This is a genomic window from Paenibacillus polysaccharolyticus (assembly GCF_023714295.1).
GTDB lineage: Bacteria > Bacillota > Bacilli > Paenibacillales > Paenibacillaceae > Paenibacillus > Paenibacillus polysaccharolyticus_A.
The window spans coordinates 128,173-146,314 of the sequence record NZ_JAMAUN010000002.1 but is presented as its reverse complement, the minus strand read 5'-3'; the positions used below and the strand labels follow the sequence as shown (position 1 = coordinate 146,314).

Sequence of the window (18,142 nt, the reverse complement as noted above, 5' to 3'; positions counted from 1 at the left end):
CAGGAGAACACGATCATGAAAAAAGTAATAATTGATGGTAAAAACATAGGAAGTATAGAGGAGTTGCAGCGTACACTTCGGACCGAATTTTCGTTACAGCCTGCTCATTTCGAAAGTATCGATACTCTCTGGGAAGGTTTAGTATGGCATGTTCCCGTGCCAGTTACATTGGAATGGCACCATTTTAGTGAGAGCAGGGCCGCAATTGGGCCTTACGCAGATCAACTGATGAATTTACTGTACGAGGTCGATGAACAACTGGAGGAATTGTTTAGATTTGTACTAAAATTATAAAATTTCATTATGTGAAAAATTCACAATAAGAAAATCAAATGTGCTCCATTGTTATATTGCTATACATCATCCCATCCCACTCCAATCAACTCCGAGTGACGTATTAACGAAGTTCCACAAGCTGTGGTGAACGTCAATAAAAAGCTGCTCTTTTTCTATAAAAGAGCAGCTTTTTATGTTGTCTATGCAATTCGTGCGCAGTTACGGATAACAGGCGACGTATGGCATAGAAGCCATAGGTAGTAAATTTAAAAAATAACTTGCCACAGTGCGGTGGCAAACTTATACAAAAAGTAAAACGCAAAGCCAATCAGAAGAACTCCGGCCAGGCTCGAAACGAGCTGTACCATCTTGGCACTCATCATTTTACGTGTGATGGATACGATGGTGAGCAGACCAAGATCATGTAGCAGAATGCCACATAATATTCCAATTGCCGCAATGATAAAACTTAGTTTGCCTGCCGATTGATAAGAGTCGGATAAAACCACACCAAACACAGAAACCCAAAACATTAAATTCCCTGGGGAGATCGCAACCAGTAAACCATTACGATAAGTGCGCCAAAAGGAGGGTTTAGTTGGAGACGTCTTTCGATCTGTTGTCATGAGGTTGACCTCTGAATTACGGATGGAGTCATACCCCAAATAAGCCAAAAATCCTGCACCAGCCAGCCATAGCGGTATCTGAACGAACGGAACGGATAACAGTGTAGCAAATCCAAAATACATAGCAATAATTAAAGCCATATCCAGTGTCATGCCACCTAGACCAACGGCCCAGCCATGGAGGAATCCATTACGCAGTCCCTGCTTGGTCATCTCTACCGTGATTGCGCCTACGGGCATAGCAATAGCAAGTCCAATCAGAATGAATTTCACATAAATCTCCATAATCATATCCTTTCTGAGAAAATGGGCTGCTGGAAGAACAAAAGCTTGTCCACTTTAAAAAAAATATTTGTTCTAGCAGTCTATGTACCTCTTTCACATGGAATGGGATTTAAAAAAGAAAAGCTCTCCTCACGGAATCCGGCTCGTATACAGCTTATTCGAAGGAGAGCTTGTTTAGAATGCGATTGCTGTTATTTTTTTGCTTGTGGCTGTTGCAATAAAGAGTGTAGAAAAGGGCATTTGGATGGAGCCGTATCATCATCTCGTAGAAAATACTGTTTATACTCCAGGTTTCCTTCTGCCCCATATTGCTTCAATTCAGGATGTGCGGGAATCGCGTCGTAGGCAGCAAGCCTTGCTCGAATTCTCGGCCCGATGGCTGCAGCCCGCTGAGGCTGCTCATTCCATAAATCAAGGACCCAGCGAGGCGTCATAGCTAGCATGAGATAAGGAAAATGGCGACTTTGTCTTGAGATGTGAGCTGGTGTACCGCAATAAACGAAATACCGTTCATCGTTATAACAGTACTCCCATAATGGATTTTCGGGGTCTTCCGGGATATCTGCTGGCCATGATTTGGTATCGAGTGTTCGCATCTCACTTAGCAGGTTCCAGAATGATTGTTCATAAGAGAGCACATCTTTAGGTTCCTTTTCATTTTCAAAAAAAATGACCAATGATGAATAATCTCCGAAGGAACGTGAAGAAGCTCCATATTCCGTTACAATAGCTGATAATTGCTCCGCAAGAGGAAGACGTTTGGATTGAAAGACAAATCCATATCGAAGATGACCTAGTGCGTATGCCTGGGTTGCAGGAATGCAGGGAAATCTGACCTCTCGGTCACTCATCTTGGCAGAGAACAAACGATAAGCATCCCTCTGCCATAGTTCCAGCGGGAGCTCACCATTTTCCATATCAGTAGAAGAAAACAGTAGCGACATCAGTAAGCCTCCTTTTACTTATAGGATATCGCCTGCAAGCAAAATGGTGACTGTCCATTTATAAAAGTAAACATTAAAGAGAACATTGTTGAAGAGGGCAAAAAACTAGAGGCAGAGCTGTTGCTCTGGCATTCTTTTTTGATACCCTAAAGATTACTAATTATGAAAGTACATAGAATCAACAATTTCACAGGATACTAGGGACGCAAGCAACTATAGAATGGAGGCCTACCATGTTTTTCTATCGTGAAGACCTGATCAATCTGATTGTACCGGACAAACCCGATCCAGCAGCAGCTAAGGTACTACAGGAAACGCTCGGTGGTCAGTTCGGTGAGATGCGAACCATGATGCAGTTTTTTTTCCAAAGCAGCAATTTCCGCGGAAAAGCAACACAATATAAAGATTTGATCCGCGGCGTGTTTTTGGAGGAGTTGAGCCATATTGAGCTTGTACAGCAAACCATTAACCAGTTGCTAACCGGAGCAGGAGCAGATGGGGTTGGAAATGCCGGAGTAGACGGTGCTCCACTGGATGAAGCGATCAAACATGCCAATCCGCATCATTACATTATGGGAGCACAGAGTTCCTTACCTGTAGATGCTGCCGGCAATCCGTGGCTGGGCAATTACGTATATGACCATGGAAATCTTATTAGTAATCTGTTAGATAACATTGTGCTTGAATCCACTGGTGTTCTGCAAAAATCAAGAATATATGAGATGAGCACCAATAAAGCATTCCGTGAGACGCTCGCCTTTCTGATCGTTCGGGATAATGCCCATCAGAATGCATTTGCGAAAGCGCTGGAAACACTGGGTGTAGATTGGGGCGGGATATTCCCGATTCCGAATTATGACATTAACAAATATCCGGAGTGCCGGAAATATGTCGATATGGGCTTCCACAACGCACAATTCAATTTCCGTTTGGATAATACACGTATAGCTGAAATTTTCAGTGGGCAAACGCCAAGCCGCAATGGGGGAGAGCTCCAAGTTATAGACCCACCTCAAGGCCATCCACTTCCATATATGCCAGAGCTGCCAAATGAACATAGCCCAGGTACACAAGATTTAAACGCTTAAGTTGCAAGAGGAATGATCGAATAGCGTAGACTCTGATATGAGAAACAAAATACAAACAAAGAATAGAAGAAAGAGCCTATAGGGTCTCTCTTCTTATAAGCAATAAATTTAAGCAGAAACGCAAACAAGGAGCTCAGTATTGAGCTCCTTGTTATTTGCAATTTCTTGCCAAAACTTAACCTATTGGCGATGTTGATTGGAGAAATTGCCGAATGACTGACTTTGGCCTTGGATTGTCGTGTTAGGCGTATTGTACGGTTGATCGATATAGGATACATGCTGTGAAGAAGTATTGGCAAGCTGCTGAGCAAGGTTCGAAATCTGTTGCAACTGCTGAATTGCTGTCTGATGTCCTTGCAGTGCCGTTTGAATAATATGCGCTGCTTGTTGCTCACGCTGGGCCAGTTGTTCCAATTGTTGAGCATTGCTTTGCTCTTGTCTCAGCAACTGTTGATATTGCATGGAAGCTTGTTGTGTTTGTTGCGTCAGTTGTTGGGCAAGTTGCGTAATCTGTTGTGATTGCGAAAATTGGTTCATGATGGTGCCTCCTATATGTTTGAATTTACCTGAGTATTATGCTGAGAGGTTAGAGGAAATATTCAAGGAGATGTTTTGCTCTATTTGGGGAATGCTACCTGTTGCGACGATTATCAAGAGTGGAAAGGATTGACGAAATGAGCCAGGCTTCAAGCAAATCATCGGATGAAAAGAAATTGAAATGGTGGCAACTTAGTCTGCTGGGCGTTGCGGGCACCATAGGAACGGGTTATTTTCTCGGTTCAAGTCTGGCTATTACCATCGGGGGACCCGCTGTAGTAATTGCTTATGCACTTGCTGCGTTAGGTACATATGTTGTTTTTGATGCATTGGCACGCATGACTTCGGACAATCCGGAGCAAGGATCGTTTCGTTCTTATGCGAAGAAGGCATATGGCGCATGGGCAGGTTTTGCGAGTGGTTGGGTCTATTGGTTTTCAGAGCTTCTCATTATGGGGAGTCAGTTGACCGCACTTTCTATCTTTTCGCGTTTCTGGTTCCCTGGCGTGCCACTCTGGATATTTGCAGCGGGGTATGGAATCGTCGGTTTATGTATTGTGTTTTTTGGAAACAAGGGATTCGACCGGGTTGAAAATGTACTCGCTGTCATTAAAATAGCGGCTATCATCATGTTTCTTGTTCTGGCGATCGCCTTGCTTGCTGGCTGGATTGGCGGCACCAAATATGCACATAAGGTACCGATGGACATGACTTCCATTTTTCCGAAAGGGGCGGTCGGATTATGGTCTGCATTCCTGTTTGCGTTCTATGCGTATGGAGGTATTGAAGTGCTCGGTATCATGTCATACCGCTTGGAAAAGCCGGAGGATGCACCTAAGGCAGGTAAAGTCATGCTTATTTCACTGTCTGCAGTGTATGTCGTTTCCATTGGTCTTGCGTTAACGATGGTGCCGCTGTCTGCTTTTAATCCGAAGGAAAGTCCGTTTGTACTTGCGCTGAGTAGTGATCACCTCGCTTTTGTACCGCACTTGTTCAACGGCGTCCTGATTGTGGCCGGTTTCTCTACGATGACCGCATCGCTCTATGCGGTGACGTCCATGATGATTACACTGGCACAAGAGGGGGATGCGCCAAAGTTATTTTCAAAGAAATGGAAGAGAAAATATCCCCTGTTAGCCTTGTGTCTGATTGGATGTGGTTTGATTGGTACCATTATTATGTCGCTACTGCTTCCCGGTAAAGTCTATGAATACGTTACTACTGCCGCTGGGTTAATGCTGATGTATAACTGGCTGTTTATCTTACTCTCCGCAGGTCGTTTGCTGAAATCTCGCACCATAGATGTCATCAAACGCTGGACTGGATTGGCGCTGATCAGCATGGCGATAACAGGAACTCTTTTTCATGGTTTAAGCCGGCCAGGCTTCTTTATTAGTTTACTGTTGATCTCTTTGATCGCTCTGAGTGATATCATTGTGCAACGTAAGCGCAAAAAGACATCATCTGCGGCAAATACGGAGCAACGCGAGCAGAAGGAGCAAATTGACGAGAATAGTCCATCGAAGAGAACCGGCTTCCATATTACAGGTATCCGTAAACAAAGGAGCAAACTCAAGTGAAGAACGGAAACATGAACGCTTTATACGCAAAATAACAGCCAAAGGAAGGCTCCATTATACAGTATAAGGAGCTTGTATGAATGAAAGTGACTTGTTTATGACATCCTACAGAAGTAGTACCATTCTCATTTCCTGAGGAGGAGATCTTATATGGCTCGCCAGAAGAGAAGGCAGGAAGCTGCTTGGAAGTCACGTAAGCAAGAACAGCATCCTCATGGTAAAATCAGATCGCTCAAAGAATTATCAAGCGAATATGAAGAGAAGCATACTACGGACTAAAATCATAACTGCCGGCAATATTTGCCGGCAGTTATTTTATATTTTTATTGGAATTTTAACAGTATTATATTTTTTACAATGCAATACGCTCTCCTACGGCAGCCAGTGAAATAGTCACTCTTTTGCTGTGAGGGGATTTTTTCATGAAAAAAAACAAGTTCAAATATATATTATACCCGGGTAATATTGATTATTTGTTTTTACCCGGGTATAATAAGTGAAGAAGATCATTAAAGGAGGGGTAACATGCAAGATTCATCTTTCCCAATCCGTTGCACTGCCTTTGTAGGCAGAAAACATTTCGCCAAAGGCACATTACAAGACGTTGTTAAAGTCGTAAAAGAAAAATTGGAAGAGAGTGAAATTGTTGATTTGCTTATTTTTGACGATTCTACCGGAAAACCGATCGATACTGATTTTCGCAGAAGCTTAGAGGATGTATTAGACCGCCTTAACCGTAAACCGGGACGAATAAAGGATACGGAAGAAAATGAACGACCCGTCCGCAGAGCCGGCCGCCCCAAACTAGGCGTTGTATCTGGTGAAGTTACTTTGCTGCCCAGGCAGTGGGATTGGCTTAAAGCTCAACCCGGTGGCGCTTCGGTAACCCTGCGGAAACTGATTGATGAGGCCCGCCGTTCAGGGGAGAACGGAAATCAAGTTCGTGCGGCGCAGGAAGTAACATATCATTTCATGACAGCAATGGCGGGGGATTTCCCTCAATACGAAGAGGCTTTGAGAGCTCTGTATGCCGCGGATGAAAATCGTTTTTACGAATCGATTAAAGAGTGGACACCCGATATCAGAGACTATATTAAGTCTTTGGCCGGTAATGCATTCACGCAGGAATAGAGGAGAACATGATGATGAATATGTTAAGAGTAAACGATATCGATCTTGCCTATGACAGTTATGGCAGCGAAAAAAATGAAACCATTCTATTAATTGCAGGGCTTGGCACACAGATGATTCGTTGGACGGTTCCATTCTGTGAGATGTTAGCAGCACGAGGATTTCGAGTGATTCGTTTTGATAATCGAGATACGGGGTTATCAACACATTTTAGCAATCATGCAACATTAGATTTCAAAGCACTTGCCCAAACACTCATGTCGGGAAAGCTTCCTGATCTTCCATATACCCTTGATGCAATGGCTGACGATACAGTTGCATTGTTAGATGCCTTAGGGATCGAAAAAGCACATGTCGTTGGTCGTTCGATGGGCGGCATGATTGCTCAGCTTGTGAGCATCCAATATCCGGAGCGTATCCTCTCGCTTACTTCTATGATGTCAACTACAGGTAATCCTGAGCTCCCACCAACATCTCCGGAAGTTATGGCGCTAATGACTGGGCCAGCACCGAATCCGATGGAGGATGAAGAGGGATATTTGGCTCACAGCGTAGCTTTTGCCAAACGTATTGCCGGTACAGGTCACCCGTTTGAGGAAGAAGAGTATCGTTCGCTCATTCGAGAGGAAATACAGCGAGCTTATGATTCGGGCAGTGTTGGGCGACAGATTGCTGCGATTGCGGTTTCAGGTGATCGACGGGCGCGACTGGCAAAAGTTAAGGTTCCAGCCTTAGTGATTCATGGTGTGGATGATCCGATGTTTGTTCCCGCTTGCGGTAGAGATACGGCGGAAGTTATCAACGGTGCAGAATTGATGTTACTTGAAGGCATGGGCCATGATTTGCACCAGCAACTGTTCAAAACCGTTGTTGATGCAATCGAAAGAACGGCTCGGCGTAAAAGATAATATACGGAAAAGGATAGTGGAGAAAAGAACCTCGAATGATCTTATTTTTCGCATGAAACGTAAACGTCCGTCATGAGTTAAAAAGCCGCTTTAAAAGCGACTTAAACGGGATCATCTTTTGCGTAGCAAGAGCCTACACTTCGAGCGCATAGGCTAGGACTCTCTCTGGGTTCATGTCGGTTCCTTTATTCCACCAAGTCTGCCATTCATGCTCATGTAAACCTTGACGGATGGCTCCCACACATTCCAAATATTCTTCAGGAAAGTTCGGTTGTTTATCCCCGCCGTAGGACTGACGTCCTTTATCGGCAGCGCCGAGTAATAATGCGGCTTCCATTAATGCTCCCCGAGCACATAATGTTATTCCCAAACCCTCAACTCCACGAGAAAGAACCCAGGAACCGCGGTAGATCTGACTTGCAGCGATACATTTCTTGAAATATTCAACCGCTTGATTCATTGCCCCGCGTTTCAACGAGGAATACCCGAGACATTCGTACGGGCCAGATAGTTCCCATGGGTCCTTTACCATTTGAAAAAGACGCACGCTCTCTTCCAGCAAGTTGGAAGCCTCTGTATAACGTTGCTGTTCCAAACGAATTTTGCCGTATGCATGCAGTGAAGAAGCAAGATTCCAAGAGTCATTGATACTTCTTGCCAATTCTACGCTCTGTTGTGCCATTGCCTCCGCTTTTTGAAGATCGTTCTGCCGAATGTAGATAAAAGCAAGCAAGCGAAGGGAAGAGGCAGACAGGGAATTGTCTTGTTGTTCAAGGGCTAGCTCCACACTGCGTGTTGCAGCGTCCATTCCCGATTGGATGTTCCCTTGAACAAATTGAATGATGCCTAACCCGTGCCATGCTTTGGCACAATCCGTTGCAGAACCATCGTTTGATTCTTCTACATGCAAAAATCGTTCCAGCCAGAACAATCCATCCTTCAATCTGCCCTCGTGAAGCCAGAACCCATACAGATGGGCCGCCAGATGAAGACCCGATGCACGTGAGTAAACATGAGCATAACACCATTGAAGTGCAGCACTTAAGTTGGCGTATTCCGTTCTCACAGATTCGATACTGCGCTCTCGTTCAATGGTTCTGAAGCAGGCTTCAGCCTGAATCAAATAGCCTTTGTAATATTCCATATGTCGCATAGAGAGAGTACTACGTTTTTCATCATCAGATTGTTCGTTCCATTTATCTGTGGCATATTCCTTGATTGCCTCCAGCAAAGAGTAACGAATGGAGCCATGGTGCGAATCAATCCCGGTGGAGACAAGAGACTTGTTAACCAGGCCCGATAAAAGATCGAGCATATCTTCGACCGTAATAGGGTCTTTCTGGCCAGACAGATCCGGTTCACATATGCAGATTGCCTCTGCTGCCTCCAGCGTGAAACCGCCCGCAAATACATTTAACCTTTGGAGCAAATGACGTTCCTTGCCCGTCAGCAGATGATAACTCCAATCAATGGTTGAACGCAGTGTATGGTGCCGAGGACCGGCGGTTCGTTTACCTGAAGTCAAAAGGGTAAGCTGCTGAGTGAGACGTTCTTCAATCTGTCCTAAGCTCAACATGTTCATTCGTGCTACCGTAAGCTCAATCGCTAGAGGTATGCCCTCAATTTTCCGGCAAATTGCACCGATTTGCTTCAAATGTGAAAGCGTAGGCACAAAGTGCGGAACCAGAACGCTGGCTCGTTCCACAAACAGCTGGATCGCTTCATAACTCATCCATTCTGATTCAGTATGTACATCCGATAAGTCCTCCTCCGCAGGATAAGAGAGTGGAGGAAGGCGATAAACCAATTCTTCAGTGATATTAAGAGGCTCTCGACTGGTGGTTATTATTCGTAGGTCTGGTGTTTCCATCAAAAGGAATTCCGCTACCTCAGCAATTGTATCAATGATATGTTCACAGTTATCAAAAATAAACAGCAGCTCATAATGACGTATCGCTTCAATGATCACAGCTTCATCCGACATCTTCCCCTGGGTGGTCAGCCCCAATGTAGATAAAAGCAAAGGATATACGTCATGTGCATCATGGATTGTACCAAATTCAAACATATATATTCCTTGCCAAAAACGAGCTGTGAGTGTGGAAGCCACTTCGGTAGCAAAAGACGTTTTGCCAATCCCACCAGGTCCGATGATAGAAATCAGAGCATGATCAATCAATTTCTCAGTCAGCACTTCTCTGGAATGTTGTCGTCCGACAAAGGTGGAGGGTCGATTGCGTAATCGTACTGCTGCCTTGAACGGTGTTGTGGACACTTCTTTCACAGCCTCAGGTTGCACAGTTTCACTTGCCATGAGGGTGTTGAACCAAGTTTGATCAAAATCTGCAAATTCACGACCTGACGCCGAACGCGCTTCCGAGAATCGCTTGACGGTATTCCATAACATTGTAGCTTCCTCTATAGCAGCATCCTCTAGAAAAAGTCCTTCTTCCCAAAAAGCCTGAATGATCTGCTTCAGGCTTCCGATACTGGGCAGACGATCCCCATTCTCCCATTGCTGTACCGTCCTTGGATCTACGCCAGCTCGCTTGGCCAAATCCACTTGCCGCATTTTTTTAAAAGTGCCTTTCCGAGAAGGCCTTGTACGAATTTTTTTAATCCATTCATGGGGCCAATCGTTTGTATATTTATCGTTTTCCATGACATCACCTGAATTTCATAGTCTAAGCAACCTGAGCACACGAACAAACACGAACTCATGTACATTCGTGTTCTGGATTGTAGCAGATAAAATAAGTCATATCAACACCAATTAACTAAGGAGGTAACACCGATGCCTTTAACTCGCATTGTCGCATTGAAAGGTCGTTCAAACGAAGAGAAAACGCAGCTCAAGGAAGTTGTTTTACAAACCATCGTGGATAAACTGCATGTGCCCGCAAATGATCGTTTTCTGATTATTGAAGAACTGGATCGAGAAAATTTCAGCTTTGATCCAACTTGTCTGGATATCGAAAGAAGTGAGGGTTTCCTAATCATTCAGGTCACCTTGAACCTGGGTCGTCCTGACGAAATGAAAAAGGAGTTTTATGAAGCGCTCGCTGAAGAGTTACATCAGAAGGTGGGGATTCGAAAAGAAGATCTATTCATTAATCTGATTGAAGTTACCAAAGAAAACTGGTCATACGGCAATGGAATTGCTTCGTTTATTGTCTAGATCTGTAGCAATGCATTCATTCCGTATATAAGAGAGGAAGTCATAACTATGTCAACTTTACTATATGTAACAGCTCATCCCGGCAACCCCGAGATATCGTATAGTCTTTCGGCTGGCGAGCAATTCGTACAAGCTTATCGTGAAAGTCACCCTCAAGATGAGGTCGTGCACGTAGATCTGTATCAACGCAATATCCCACACATCGATGCAGACGTATTGGATGCTTGGGGCAAACTGCAAACAGGCGGTACATTCAATCAATTGACTGAAATACAGCAACAAAAAGTAACTCAATTGAATGAACTTCTCGAAGAATTCGTGGCTGCAGACAAATATGTTTTTGTGACACCCATGTGGAACTTTTCTTATCCTCCCGTAATGAAAGCTTATATCGATTCCTTTTGTGTCAGAGCCAAAACATTCAAATATACCGAAAACGGTCCAGTTGGCCTGCTACAAAACAAAAAAGCGTTCCACATTCAGGCAAGTGGCGGAGTATACTCATCAGGTCCTGTAGCGGATCGTGAGAATGGCAACCGTCATCTGGAAACAGTACTTCATTTTGTAGGCATCACAGACGTTCAGCATCTGTTTATCGAGGGTGTATCCACAGCAGGAGAACGTGCACCACAGATCAAAGCCGAAGGCATTGAACAAGCGCGTAGCATAGCACTAACATTTTAATGCTAGATATAAAATAACGATGTAAAAACAGGAATTACAATACGTCAACTTGTATCGCATCTCATTGTACCCATCACGCATTTTTCGGTTCATCCGTCATTTGCAGGATGGGTATCTTGATTCAAGGAGGATTTAGTCATGAAAGTAACTTACCACGGACATTCTGTAGTAAAGATCGAAACGCAAGGCACTATCATTTTAATTGACCCTTTTATTACCGGAAACGCACATACCGATCTTAATCCATCCACCATAGAAACAGACGTTATTCTGCTGACACACGGGCACGGCGATCATGTGGGAGATACCGTAGACATTGCAAAACGCAACAATGCACTGGTTATTGCTTCACCCGAACTCGCCGACCTGCTCGGATGGGAAGGCGTTCGTACACATGCCATGAGCATTGGGGGTGCGTATACGTTTGACTTCGGGCGAGTGAAATTGACACAAGCTTTCCATAGTTCAAGTTATGTAAACAAAAAATCAAAAAAAATTACGTATACCGGCATGCCAACCGGAATTTTATTTACCGCCGAAGGAAAAACGGTGTTCCATGCAGGAGACACTGGCCTGTTTTATGATATGAAAGTGATTGGTGATCGCCATGCCATTGATCTTGCTTTTCTCCCCATTGGAGACAACCACACCATGGGACCCGAAGACGCGGCTGTGGCGGCAGAATGGCTTCAAGCCAAACAGGTAGTACCGATTCACTTCAATACCTTTCCGTTCATTCAGCAAAACCCGCATTCCTTTGTCGCGCTGTTGCCTAGTGGAGTAGGGAAAGTTCTAGAAGCCGGCGAAGGAATTGAACTCTGAGTCTCATTTGTATATCAAAACGGAATAATCGTTGTATTCTCAACAAAGTTCAGCTAAAATAAAGCTACAAATTTTATATCATGCTTGTTTTTATCCCCGGGTAAGAACGTTAAAAAGCATTGAGTCTCAATCCCCACTAGGGCCTATGTAATGTAGGAGGGATGAGATTCAGTGCTTTTTTTGATAAAGAAGGAGGAGAGTACCATATGCGATTTTTAAGTGATCACGATGTCAGACAAGGATTGAACGTACCTCAGGTGATACATTTAGTAGAAACGGTCTACAAGGCTAGGAGTGAAGAAAACACGAAGACTTGGCCGACAATCTTTTACGATTTTGTTCCAGGCGAGGCAGATATGGACATCAAATCAGGGTACCTGAAGAGTGATAAGGTATTTGGACATAAAACAATCACATGGTTTGCCGAGAATGAAGCGAAGCAGCTCCCTACTTTGACGGGGCTTATAAACGTTTATGATGCCGAAACAGGCAGACCACTAGGAATAACCGAGGCATCCTTTATTACTGGCATACGTACGGGCGCTTCCGGAGCGATCGGCGCAAAATATCTAGCAAGGCAGGATTCTGAAACTCTCCTTGTCGTAGGCTCTGGCAATCAGGCGATCTTCCAAATCGCTTGTGCCTTATCCGTGCTTCCGAACTTGAAGACGGTTTATGTTGCTGCCAGGGACCAAGAGAAGCTGAACTCTTTTGTGCACGCCTTACCTCACAGACTTCAATCTGAATTTGGTATGAACATAGAGAACGTTACGCTTGAAGCAGCAGAATCGTTAGAAGAAGCTGTAAAAAGCAGTGATATTATCATCACCGTCACATCATCCAGAACGCCGATCATTAAGAGGGAATGGGTAAAAGAAGGCACACATCTTTCTTGCATAGGTGCAGATATGGCGGGGAAACAGGAGGTTGACTCCAACCTGGTGTCACAAGCCATATTATATGTAGATAATCGGGAGCACTGTCTACAAGTGGGCGAGATTGAAATACCGCTGAAGGAAGGCAAGATTGCAGAAAACCATATATGCGGTGAGATTGGGGATTTACTTTTTAGGGAAAACAAAGGGAAGAACTTCAAACGATCAAATCACCATATTTGATGCTACAGGTATGGCGATTCTGGATATATACGCAGCGAAAATAGCGTTACAGACTGCAGAGGAAAAAAATCTCGGCGTTAAAATTGACATCTAGGGGATAAAGAGAAATGACTTTTAGCTATGAACATGTGTTACAAGCACATGACCGCATCCAGAAACATCTGAAGCAAACACCGCTTGAAGAGTCGTTCTATCTAGGCGATCTGAATAGAAGATACTTTTTCAAACTGGAGTCTTTCCAGCGAGCGAAGAGTTTTAAAATCCGAGGCGCATTAAACAAAATGATGACGTTAACTGAGGAAGAAAAGAATAGAGGCGTTGCCGCCATTTCTTCAGGTAACCATGGTAGTGCTGTGAGCTACGGTGCTTCTATTCTTGGAATTCATCCCGTCAAGGTGATCGTTCCCGAAACGACAGCCCAAAGCAAAATTGATAAAATGAACTATTTTGGAGCAGAAGTGATGAAATTAGGTAATGATTTTGACGAGGCTCATACGCTCGGGATGAAGTACATTCATGAACATCATTTAACGTATATTGATCCTTACTACGATGATCCGGAAATTTATGGTGGACAAGGCACGATAGGCATTGAAATCTTAGAACAAAACCAGGATATTGATACGATCGTCGTTCCCGTAGGTGGTGGGGGCCTGATTACAGGGATTGCGGTGGCTGCCAAATCGATCAAGCCGTCCGTTCGAATTGTTGGAGTGCAAACCGAAGCCTGCCCGGCCATGATTAAATCTTACGAAGATCATACCTTATATGAACAATACTCTAGCGAGGAATCCCTCTGTGACGCACTCCTTGGTGGGGTTGGAAAACTGAGTTACGAGATGGCTAAAGATTATGTTGATGATTTGATTGCCGTGTCAGAGCATTCGATTGGCCGAGCCGTGAGTTTTCTGGCCAAAGAAGAAAAATACATTATTGAAGCAGGAAGTGCTACTGTGGTTGCTGCGATTATGGAACAGAGGGAACGAATCGGTGGTCGAAATGTCGCGCTTGTGTTAAGCGGTGGCAACATTGATGGAGATGTGCTCCAGACTATTTTATTCAAATACTAACCTTACATTTCATACTAAATACGTGAAGTCGTTCACTATGAATGATACCTGTAAATCAATAACCTTCTTACCTGTGGAGTGAACGCTCTATAGGCATGAGGGTTATTTTCGTTCAACGAACGTGTCATATTAACAATTTGTTATCGAAGTTATCGTTTTATCATGTTGACTTCGGAGTGGTGAATCTATACTGAATATACGGAGATGCAACAGAGTCTGATGCCTATCTCTGCAGAACATAGAGAAAGAAGGGGAGCACACGAATGAGTAATGCAAAAGCCACCACACCCACGCAAGCCGACGTGATTCGTCCGAGTCCCCGGCGCACCAAACGCAAAAAAGGCTTTAAACGAACACTGGCACTGGATCTTATGCTACTGCCAGCAGTCATCTTGACGTTCATATTTGCGTACATACCGATGGGCGGATTGGTCATTGCTTTTCAGGATTACAAGCCTTGGCTCGGGTTTGCCAAATCTTCCTGGATCGGCCTAGAACATTTCCAATTTCTGTTCAGCATGCCGGAGAATGTGCAGGTGATCTGGAACACTTTAATTATTGCGGGAATGAAACTGATTGGAGGTCTGATTGCACCCTTGGTCTTTGCCTTACTCCTTAATGAAGTACGGAAGGAAACCTTCAAGAAGAGTATACAAACGTTCGTTTATCTGCCGCACTTTCTGTCATGGGTTATTCTTGGCGGAATACTGCTGGACATGCTCGCAACAAAAGGTATGATCAATCAGTTTCTTGGGGCCGTGTTTGGCCTGGAACCAATCTTTTTCCTCGGAGAAGGTACCTGGTTTAGAATCGTTGTGGTCACCAGTGATATCTGGAAAGAATTCGGATTCGGCGCGATTATCTTTCTCGCCTCGCTGGCAGGTATAAACCCTGCACTATATGAAGCTGCTGAAGTGGATGGAGCGAGCCGGTGGCAACAAACCTGGTCCATTACGATTCCTGCCCTGATTCCGATCATGATTGTCGTAGGCACATTGTCGCTCGGAAATATTTTAAACGGAGGATTCGACCAGATTTTCAATCTATATAATCCGCTCGTTTACGATAAGGGTGATATCATTGATACCTTTGTGTATCGGGTAGGTCTCATCGATGGAAAGTTTGGATTCTCGGCTGCGGTTGGACTCTTCAAATCAGTTGTCGGATTCGTGCTAATCGTGCTCGCATACCGTGCAGCTTATAAATTTGCAAATTACCGTATTTTCTAGAAAGGAGACCTCACGGTATGTATCATAAAACAAAATCCTACAAAGTTTTCACCGTGTTTAACTATGCGTTCTTAATTTTATTATCGTTACTCTGTATTATCCCGTTGATTCACATTCTAGCGGTCTCCTTCAGCGGTAAAGCAGCTGCCAATGCGAATCTGGTTGGACTCTTTCCAGTTGAATTTACTTTGGATGCTTATGAGAAAACATTGGCTAATGAAAACTTCATCCGTTCCCTATGGGTTGCCATACAGCGAACCGTTCTGGGTACACTTCTCAGCATGATTGTTGTCATTCTGGCAGCGTATCCGTTATCCCGGGAAAACCGAAGCTTCAAACGTCGTAATATCTATACGTGGTACTTTGTGTTTACGATGCTGTTCAGTGGAGGCTTAATTCCATTCTACATTCTTATTCAGAAGCTCAATTTGCTTAATACGATGTGGGTGCTTATTCTTCCCGGTGCCGTATCTGTGTGGAATATGATCCTGTTATTGAATTTCTTCCGCAATGTGCCTAAAGAGCTGGAGGAAGCTGCATTTATTGATGGTGCGGGTTATTTTCGTACATTGATCTCTGTCTTTTTGCCAGTGTCGATGCCAGCCATCGCTACGCTATCCTTGTTCTCCATGGTAGGGCACTGGAACGCCTGGTTCGATGGTTTGATTTTCCTGACGGATCACGAAAAATATCCACTCGCAACGTTCTTGCAGACGATCATCGTTCAGCAAGACTTTAGCAAAGTTTCCGTGCGTCCCGAAGACCTCGAGAATATCTCACAACGGACGATCAAGGCGGCACAGATTTTTATTGGCATGGCACCGATTTTGGTGGTGTACCCCTTACTGCAACGCTTTTTCGTTAAAGGGATTGTACTTGGTGCTGTTAAAGAGTAAGCCCAATTCAGGGTTAACTAATTTTATATGATATGGGGGAAACAACGTGTTTAAAACATGGAAAAAGCCGCTTCGCATTCTGATGGCTGCTACAATGTTATCTGGTGTACTCGCAGCGTGCAGTAACGATTCTACATCACAGAAAAATCCGAGCGACAGTAATGAATTTTATTCCGCACCGTTTGAAAATGGTAAGTATGTTGAACCGGTTACCATTTCGACGGTATTCCCAATCACTAGCAGCCTGAAATTCAAAAATGGGGAAAACATTGAAAATAACGTGCATACAAAGTGGGCTCACGATACACTAGGGATCGATATTAAGTACTTATGGACGGTCAGTGAACAAAATAATGCTTACCAGACCAAACTTCGTCTGATGCTCACATCGGGTCAAAAAATGCCGGATATTATCTCTTTCCGTGGCAGCCAAACGTTAATTAGTGATTTAATTGAATCGGGTCAATTCGTGGATGCAGGAGAACTGTTCGATCAATATGCCTCGGATACGTATAAAAAAGCGATGGCGGAAGATCCGAATGTATGGAATCCCTACATCCGTGATGGTAAACGAATGGCAATCCCTATTCTGGAGAACGCTTACAACAATGATCCCGTGATGTACATTCGTGAAGACTGGCTTAAGAAGTTGAATCTGAAAGCACCAACAACATTAGATGAATTAGAAACGGTAATGGATGCCTTCGTCAATCAAGACCCGGATGGAAACGGGAAGAAGGACACCGTTGCTCTCTCTGTAGGGTTCAAAAACAATTTGAACACATGGATGGCAGAATCCGGCTGGATCTTTGGCATGTTTGGAGCGATGCCGAATCAGTGGAATAAAGCAGCAGACGGTTCGCTTGCATACGGCTCTATCCAACCCGAGATGAAACCGGCACTGGAGAAGATGAAAGAGTGGATGCAGAAAGGTTATATTGATAAGGAAGCGGGACTGTATGATGAGCCTAAGGCCGCTGAAGCATTCACTGCCGGCAAGTCTGGTATTATCGTTGGTCCTTACTGGATGACAGGCTGGCCAATCCCGGATCTGCAGCAAAATGTGCCAGGCGCTGAATATAAAGCTTATCCACTTCCTGCTGGTCCTGATGGTAAAATGGGACGCCACGGAACACCAATCAGTACGGGTGCTGTCCTGATTAACAAAGATATGGAACACAAAGACGCATTCTTTGTATACCAGAACTATCTGTTTGATCACTGGGCTAATCCGGACAGTACAACATTCGTACACGGGTTCGCGAAAGGCTATGATTATGATATCGCCCCTGACGGCGAGGTATATAAAGAGCAGCAAAGCGACAAAATTCCGGGCGGCTGGATCGATGCGATCCGATACACACTTACCTTTGATGGAGCGATCATTCCTAACCTCATGATGAATACGTTAGCTGATCTTGCGAATGGCAAAGAGCCGACCACTCAGTATGAGAAAAACCTGGCGGACCGAGTCCCTGAACAGATTAAGGCAGCCAAAATTGTCATTGATCAAAAAGATATTGTAATGCCTCAGATGTTCACGGGTGTTCCAACGAAAACACAGGTTGCCAGAGGCGATATGCTGACCAAGCTGGAGAAGGAAGTATTGAACAAAATCATTTATGGCCAAGCACCGATTGAGGAATTTGATACTTTTGCGGAGCAGTATATGACTTCTGGAGGTAAAGAGATCACGGAAGAAGTCAATGCATGGTATGACACGATAAAATAAAAAACGAACCGTGCTTCATGTACAAGGGGGTCATTTAC

Annotated in this window: 19 protein-coding genes; 15 read left to right on the top strand and 4 right to left on the bottom strand. The window is 44.2% G+C overall.

Going from position 1 to position 18,142, the window contains the following annotated elements:
- The first annotated feature begins 15 nt into the window (after window positions 1-15).
- Entirely contained in the window at window positions 16-294 is a 279-nt protein-coding gene (locus M3629_RS09355; protein ID WP_251505080.1) for a barstar family protein, read from the top strand.
- 248 nt (window positions 295-542) lie between these two features.
- Here the strand turns inward: M3629_RS09355 and M3629_RS09350 are convergent, their stop codons facing one another.
- Both M3629_RS09350 and M3629_RS09345 read right to left on the bottom strand, forming a co-directional pair.
- Window positions 543-1,187, bottom strand: coding sequence for a LysE family transporter (locus M3629_RS09350; RefSeq protein ID WP_251505078.1), 645 nt, complete (start codon window positions 1,185-1,187; stop codon window positions 543-545).
- A gap of 191 nt (window positions 1,188-1,378) precedes the next feature.
- A complete protein-coding gene (locus tag M3629_RS09345) occupies window positions 1,379-2,131 on the bottom strand; it encodes a YqcI/YcgG family protein (RefSeq protein ID WP_251505076.1) in 753 nt (250 codons plus the stop codon).
- 233 nt (window positions 2,132-2,364) lie between these two features.
- Between M3629_RS09345 and M3629_RS09340 the strand changes: the two genes are divergently transcribed.
- Complete coding sequence (locus M3629_RS09340) at window positions 2,365-3,219, top strand: manganese catalase family protein (protein ID WP_251505073.1); 855 nt, start codon at window positions 2,365-2,367, stop codon at window positions 3,217-3,219.
- Between the two features lie 180 nt (window positions 3,220-3,399).
- Here the strand turns inward: M3629_RS09340 and M3629_RS09335 are convergent, their stop codons facing one another.
- Window positions 3,400-3,756 carry an AMP-dependent synthetase and ligase gene (locus M3629_RS09335; RefSeq protein ID WP_251505069.1) on the bottom strand — a complete coding sequence of 119 codons (357 nt, stop codon included), beginning with the start codon at window positions 3,754-3,756 and terminating at the stop codon, window positions 3,400-3,402.
- A 137-nt stretch (window positions 3,757-3,893) separates the two neighbouring features.
- Between M3629_RS09335 and M3629_RS09330 the strand changes: the two genes are divergently transcribed.
- From M3629_RS09330 to M3629_RS09315, 4 genes are all read left to right on the top strand, one after another.
- Complete coding sequence (locus M3629_RS09330; protein WP_251505066.1) at window positions 3,894-5,336, top strand: amino acid permease; 1,443 nt, start codon at window positions 3,894-3,896, stop codon at window positions 5,334-5,336.
- Between the two features lie 150 nt (window positions 5,337-5,486).
- The gene (locus M3629_RS09325; RefSeq protein ID WP_251505063.1) at window positions 5,487-5,615 is read left to right on the top strand and encodes a DUF6254 family protein; all 129 of its coding nucleotides are present in this window, start codon (window positions 5,487-5,489) and stop codon (window positions 5,613-5,615) included.
- A 246-nt stretch (window positions 5,616-5,861) separates the two neighbouring features.
- A complete protein-coding gene (locus M3629_RS09320) occupies window positions 5,862-6,467 on the top strand; it encodes a DUF2239 family protein (protein WP_251505060.1) in 606 nt (201 codons plus the stop codon).
- Window positions 6,468-6,481: 14 nt separating this feature from the next.
- On the top strand, window positions 6,482-7,375 hold the full coding sequence (locus M3629_RS09315; protein WP_251505057.1) for an alpha/beta fold hydrolase: 894 nt from the start codon (window positions 6,482-6,484) through the stop codon (window positions 7,373-7,375).
- Between the two features lie 133 nt (window positions 7,376-7,508).
- Here the strand turns inward: M3629_RS09315 and M3629_RS09310 are convergent, their stop codons facing one another.
- Window positions 7,509-10,037, bottom strand: coding sequence for a tetratricopeptide repeat protein (locus tag M3629_RS09310; protein WP_251505054.1), 2,529 nt, complete (start codon window positions 10,035-10,037; stop codon window positions 7,509-7,511).
- 132 nt (window positions 10,038-10,169) lie between these two features.
- Here M3629_RS09310 and M3629_RS09305 point away from each other — a divergent pair, with 132 nt between their 5' ends.
- From M3629_RS09305 to M3629_RS09265, 9 genes are all read left to right on the top strand, one after another.
- On the top strand, window positions 10,170-10,553 hold the full coding sequence (locus M3629_RS09305) for a tautomerase family protein (protein WP_251505051.1): 384 nt from the start codon (window positions 10,170-10,172) through the stop codon (window positions 10,551-10,553).
- 48 nt (window positions 10,554-10,601) lie between these two features.
- The gene (locus tag M3629_RS09300; RefSeq protein ID WP_251505048.1) at window positions 10,602-11,237 is read left to right on the top strand and encodes an FMN-dependent NADH-azoreductase; all 636 of its coding nucleotides are present in this window, start codon (window positions 10,602-10,604) and stop codon (window positions 11,235-11,237) included.
- Window positions 11,238-11,375: 138 nt separating this feature from the next.
- Window positions 11,376-12,059: a metal-dependent hydrolase gene (locus M3629_RS09295; protein WP_251505045.1), complete on the top strand. Its 684-nt coding sequence runs from the start codon at window positions 11,376-11,378 to the stop codon at window positions 12,057-12,059.
- A 206-nt stretch (window positions 12,060-12,265) separates the two neighbouring features.
- Entirely contained in the window at window positions 12,266-13,177 is a 912-nt protein-coding gene (locus M3629_RS09290; protein WP_251505042.1) for an ornithine cyclodeaminase family protein, read from the top strand.
- Between the two features lie 10 nt (window positions 13,178-13,187).
- Entirely contained in the window at window positions 13,188-13,271 is an 84-nt protein-coding gene (locus M3629_RS28640) for a hypothetical protein (RefSeq protein ID WP_353056742.1), read from the top strand.
- A 13-nt stretch (window positions 13,272-13,284) separates the two neighbouring features.
- Entirely contained in the window at window positions 13,285-14,247 is a 963-nt protein-coding gene (locus M3629_RS09280; protein WP_251505036.1) for a threonine ammonia-lyase, read from the top strand.
- A 371-nt stretch (window positions 14,248-14,618) separates the two neighbouring features.
- A complete protein-coding gene (locus M3629_RS09275; RefSeq protein ID WP_244159223.1) occupies window positions 14,619-15,476 on the top strand; it encodes an ABC transporter permease in 858 nt (285 codons plus the stop codon).
- Between the two features lie 17 nt (window positions 15,477-15,493).
- Window positions 15,494-16,372 carry a carbohydrate ABC transporter permease gene (locus tag M3629_RS09270; RefSeq protein WP_251505033.1) on the top strand — a complete coding sequence of 293 codons (879 nt, stop codon included), beginning with the start codon at window positions 15,494-15,496 and terminating at the stop codon, window positions 16,370-16,372.
- A gap of 82 nt (window positions 16,373-16,454) precedes the next feature.
- Window positions 16,455-18,104, top strand: a complete 1,650-nt coding sequence (locus tag M3629_RS09265) for an extracellular solute-binding protein (RefSeq protein WP_251505805.1) — start codon at window positions 16,455-16,457, stop codon at window positions 18,102-18,104.
- Window positions 18,105-18,142: the final 38 nt, after the last annotated feature.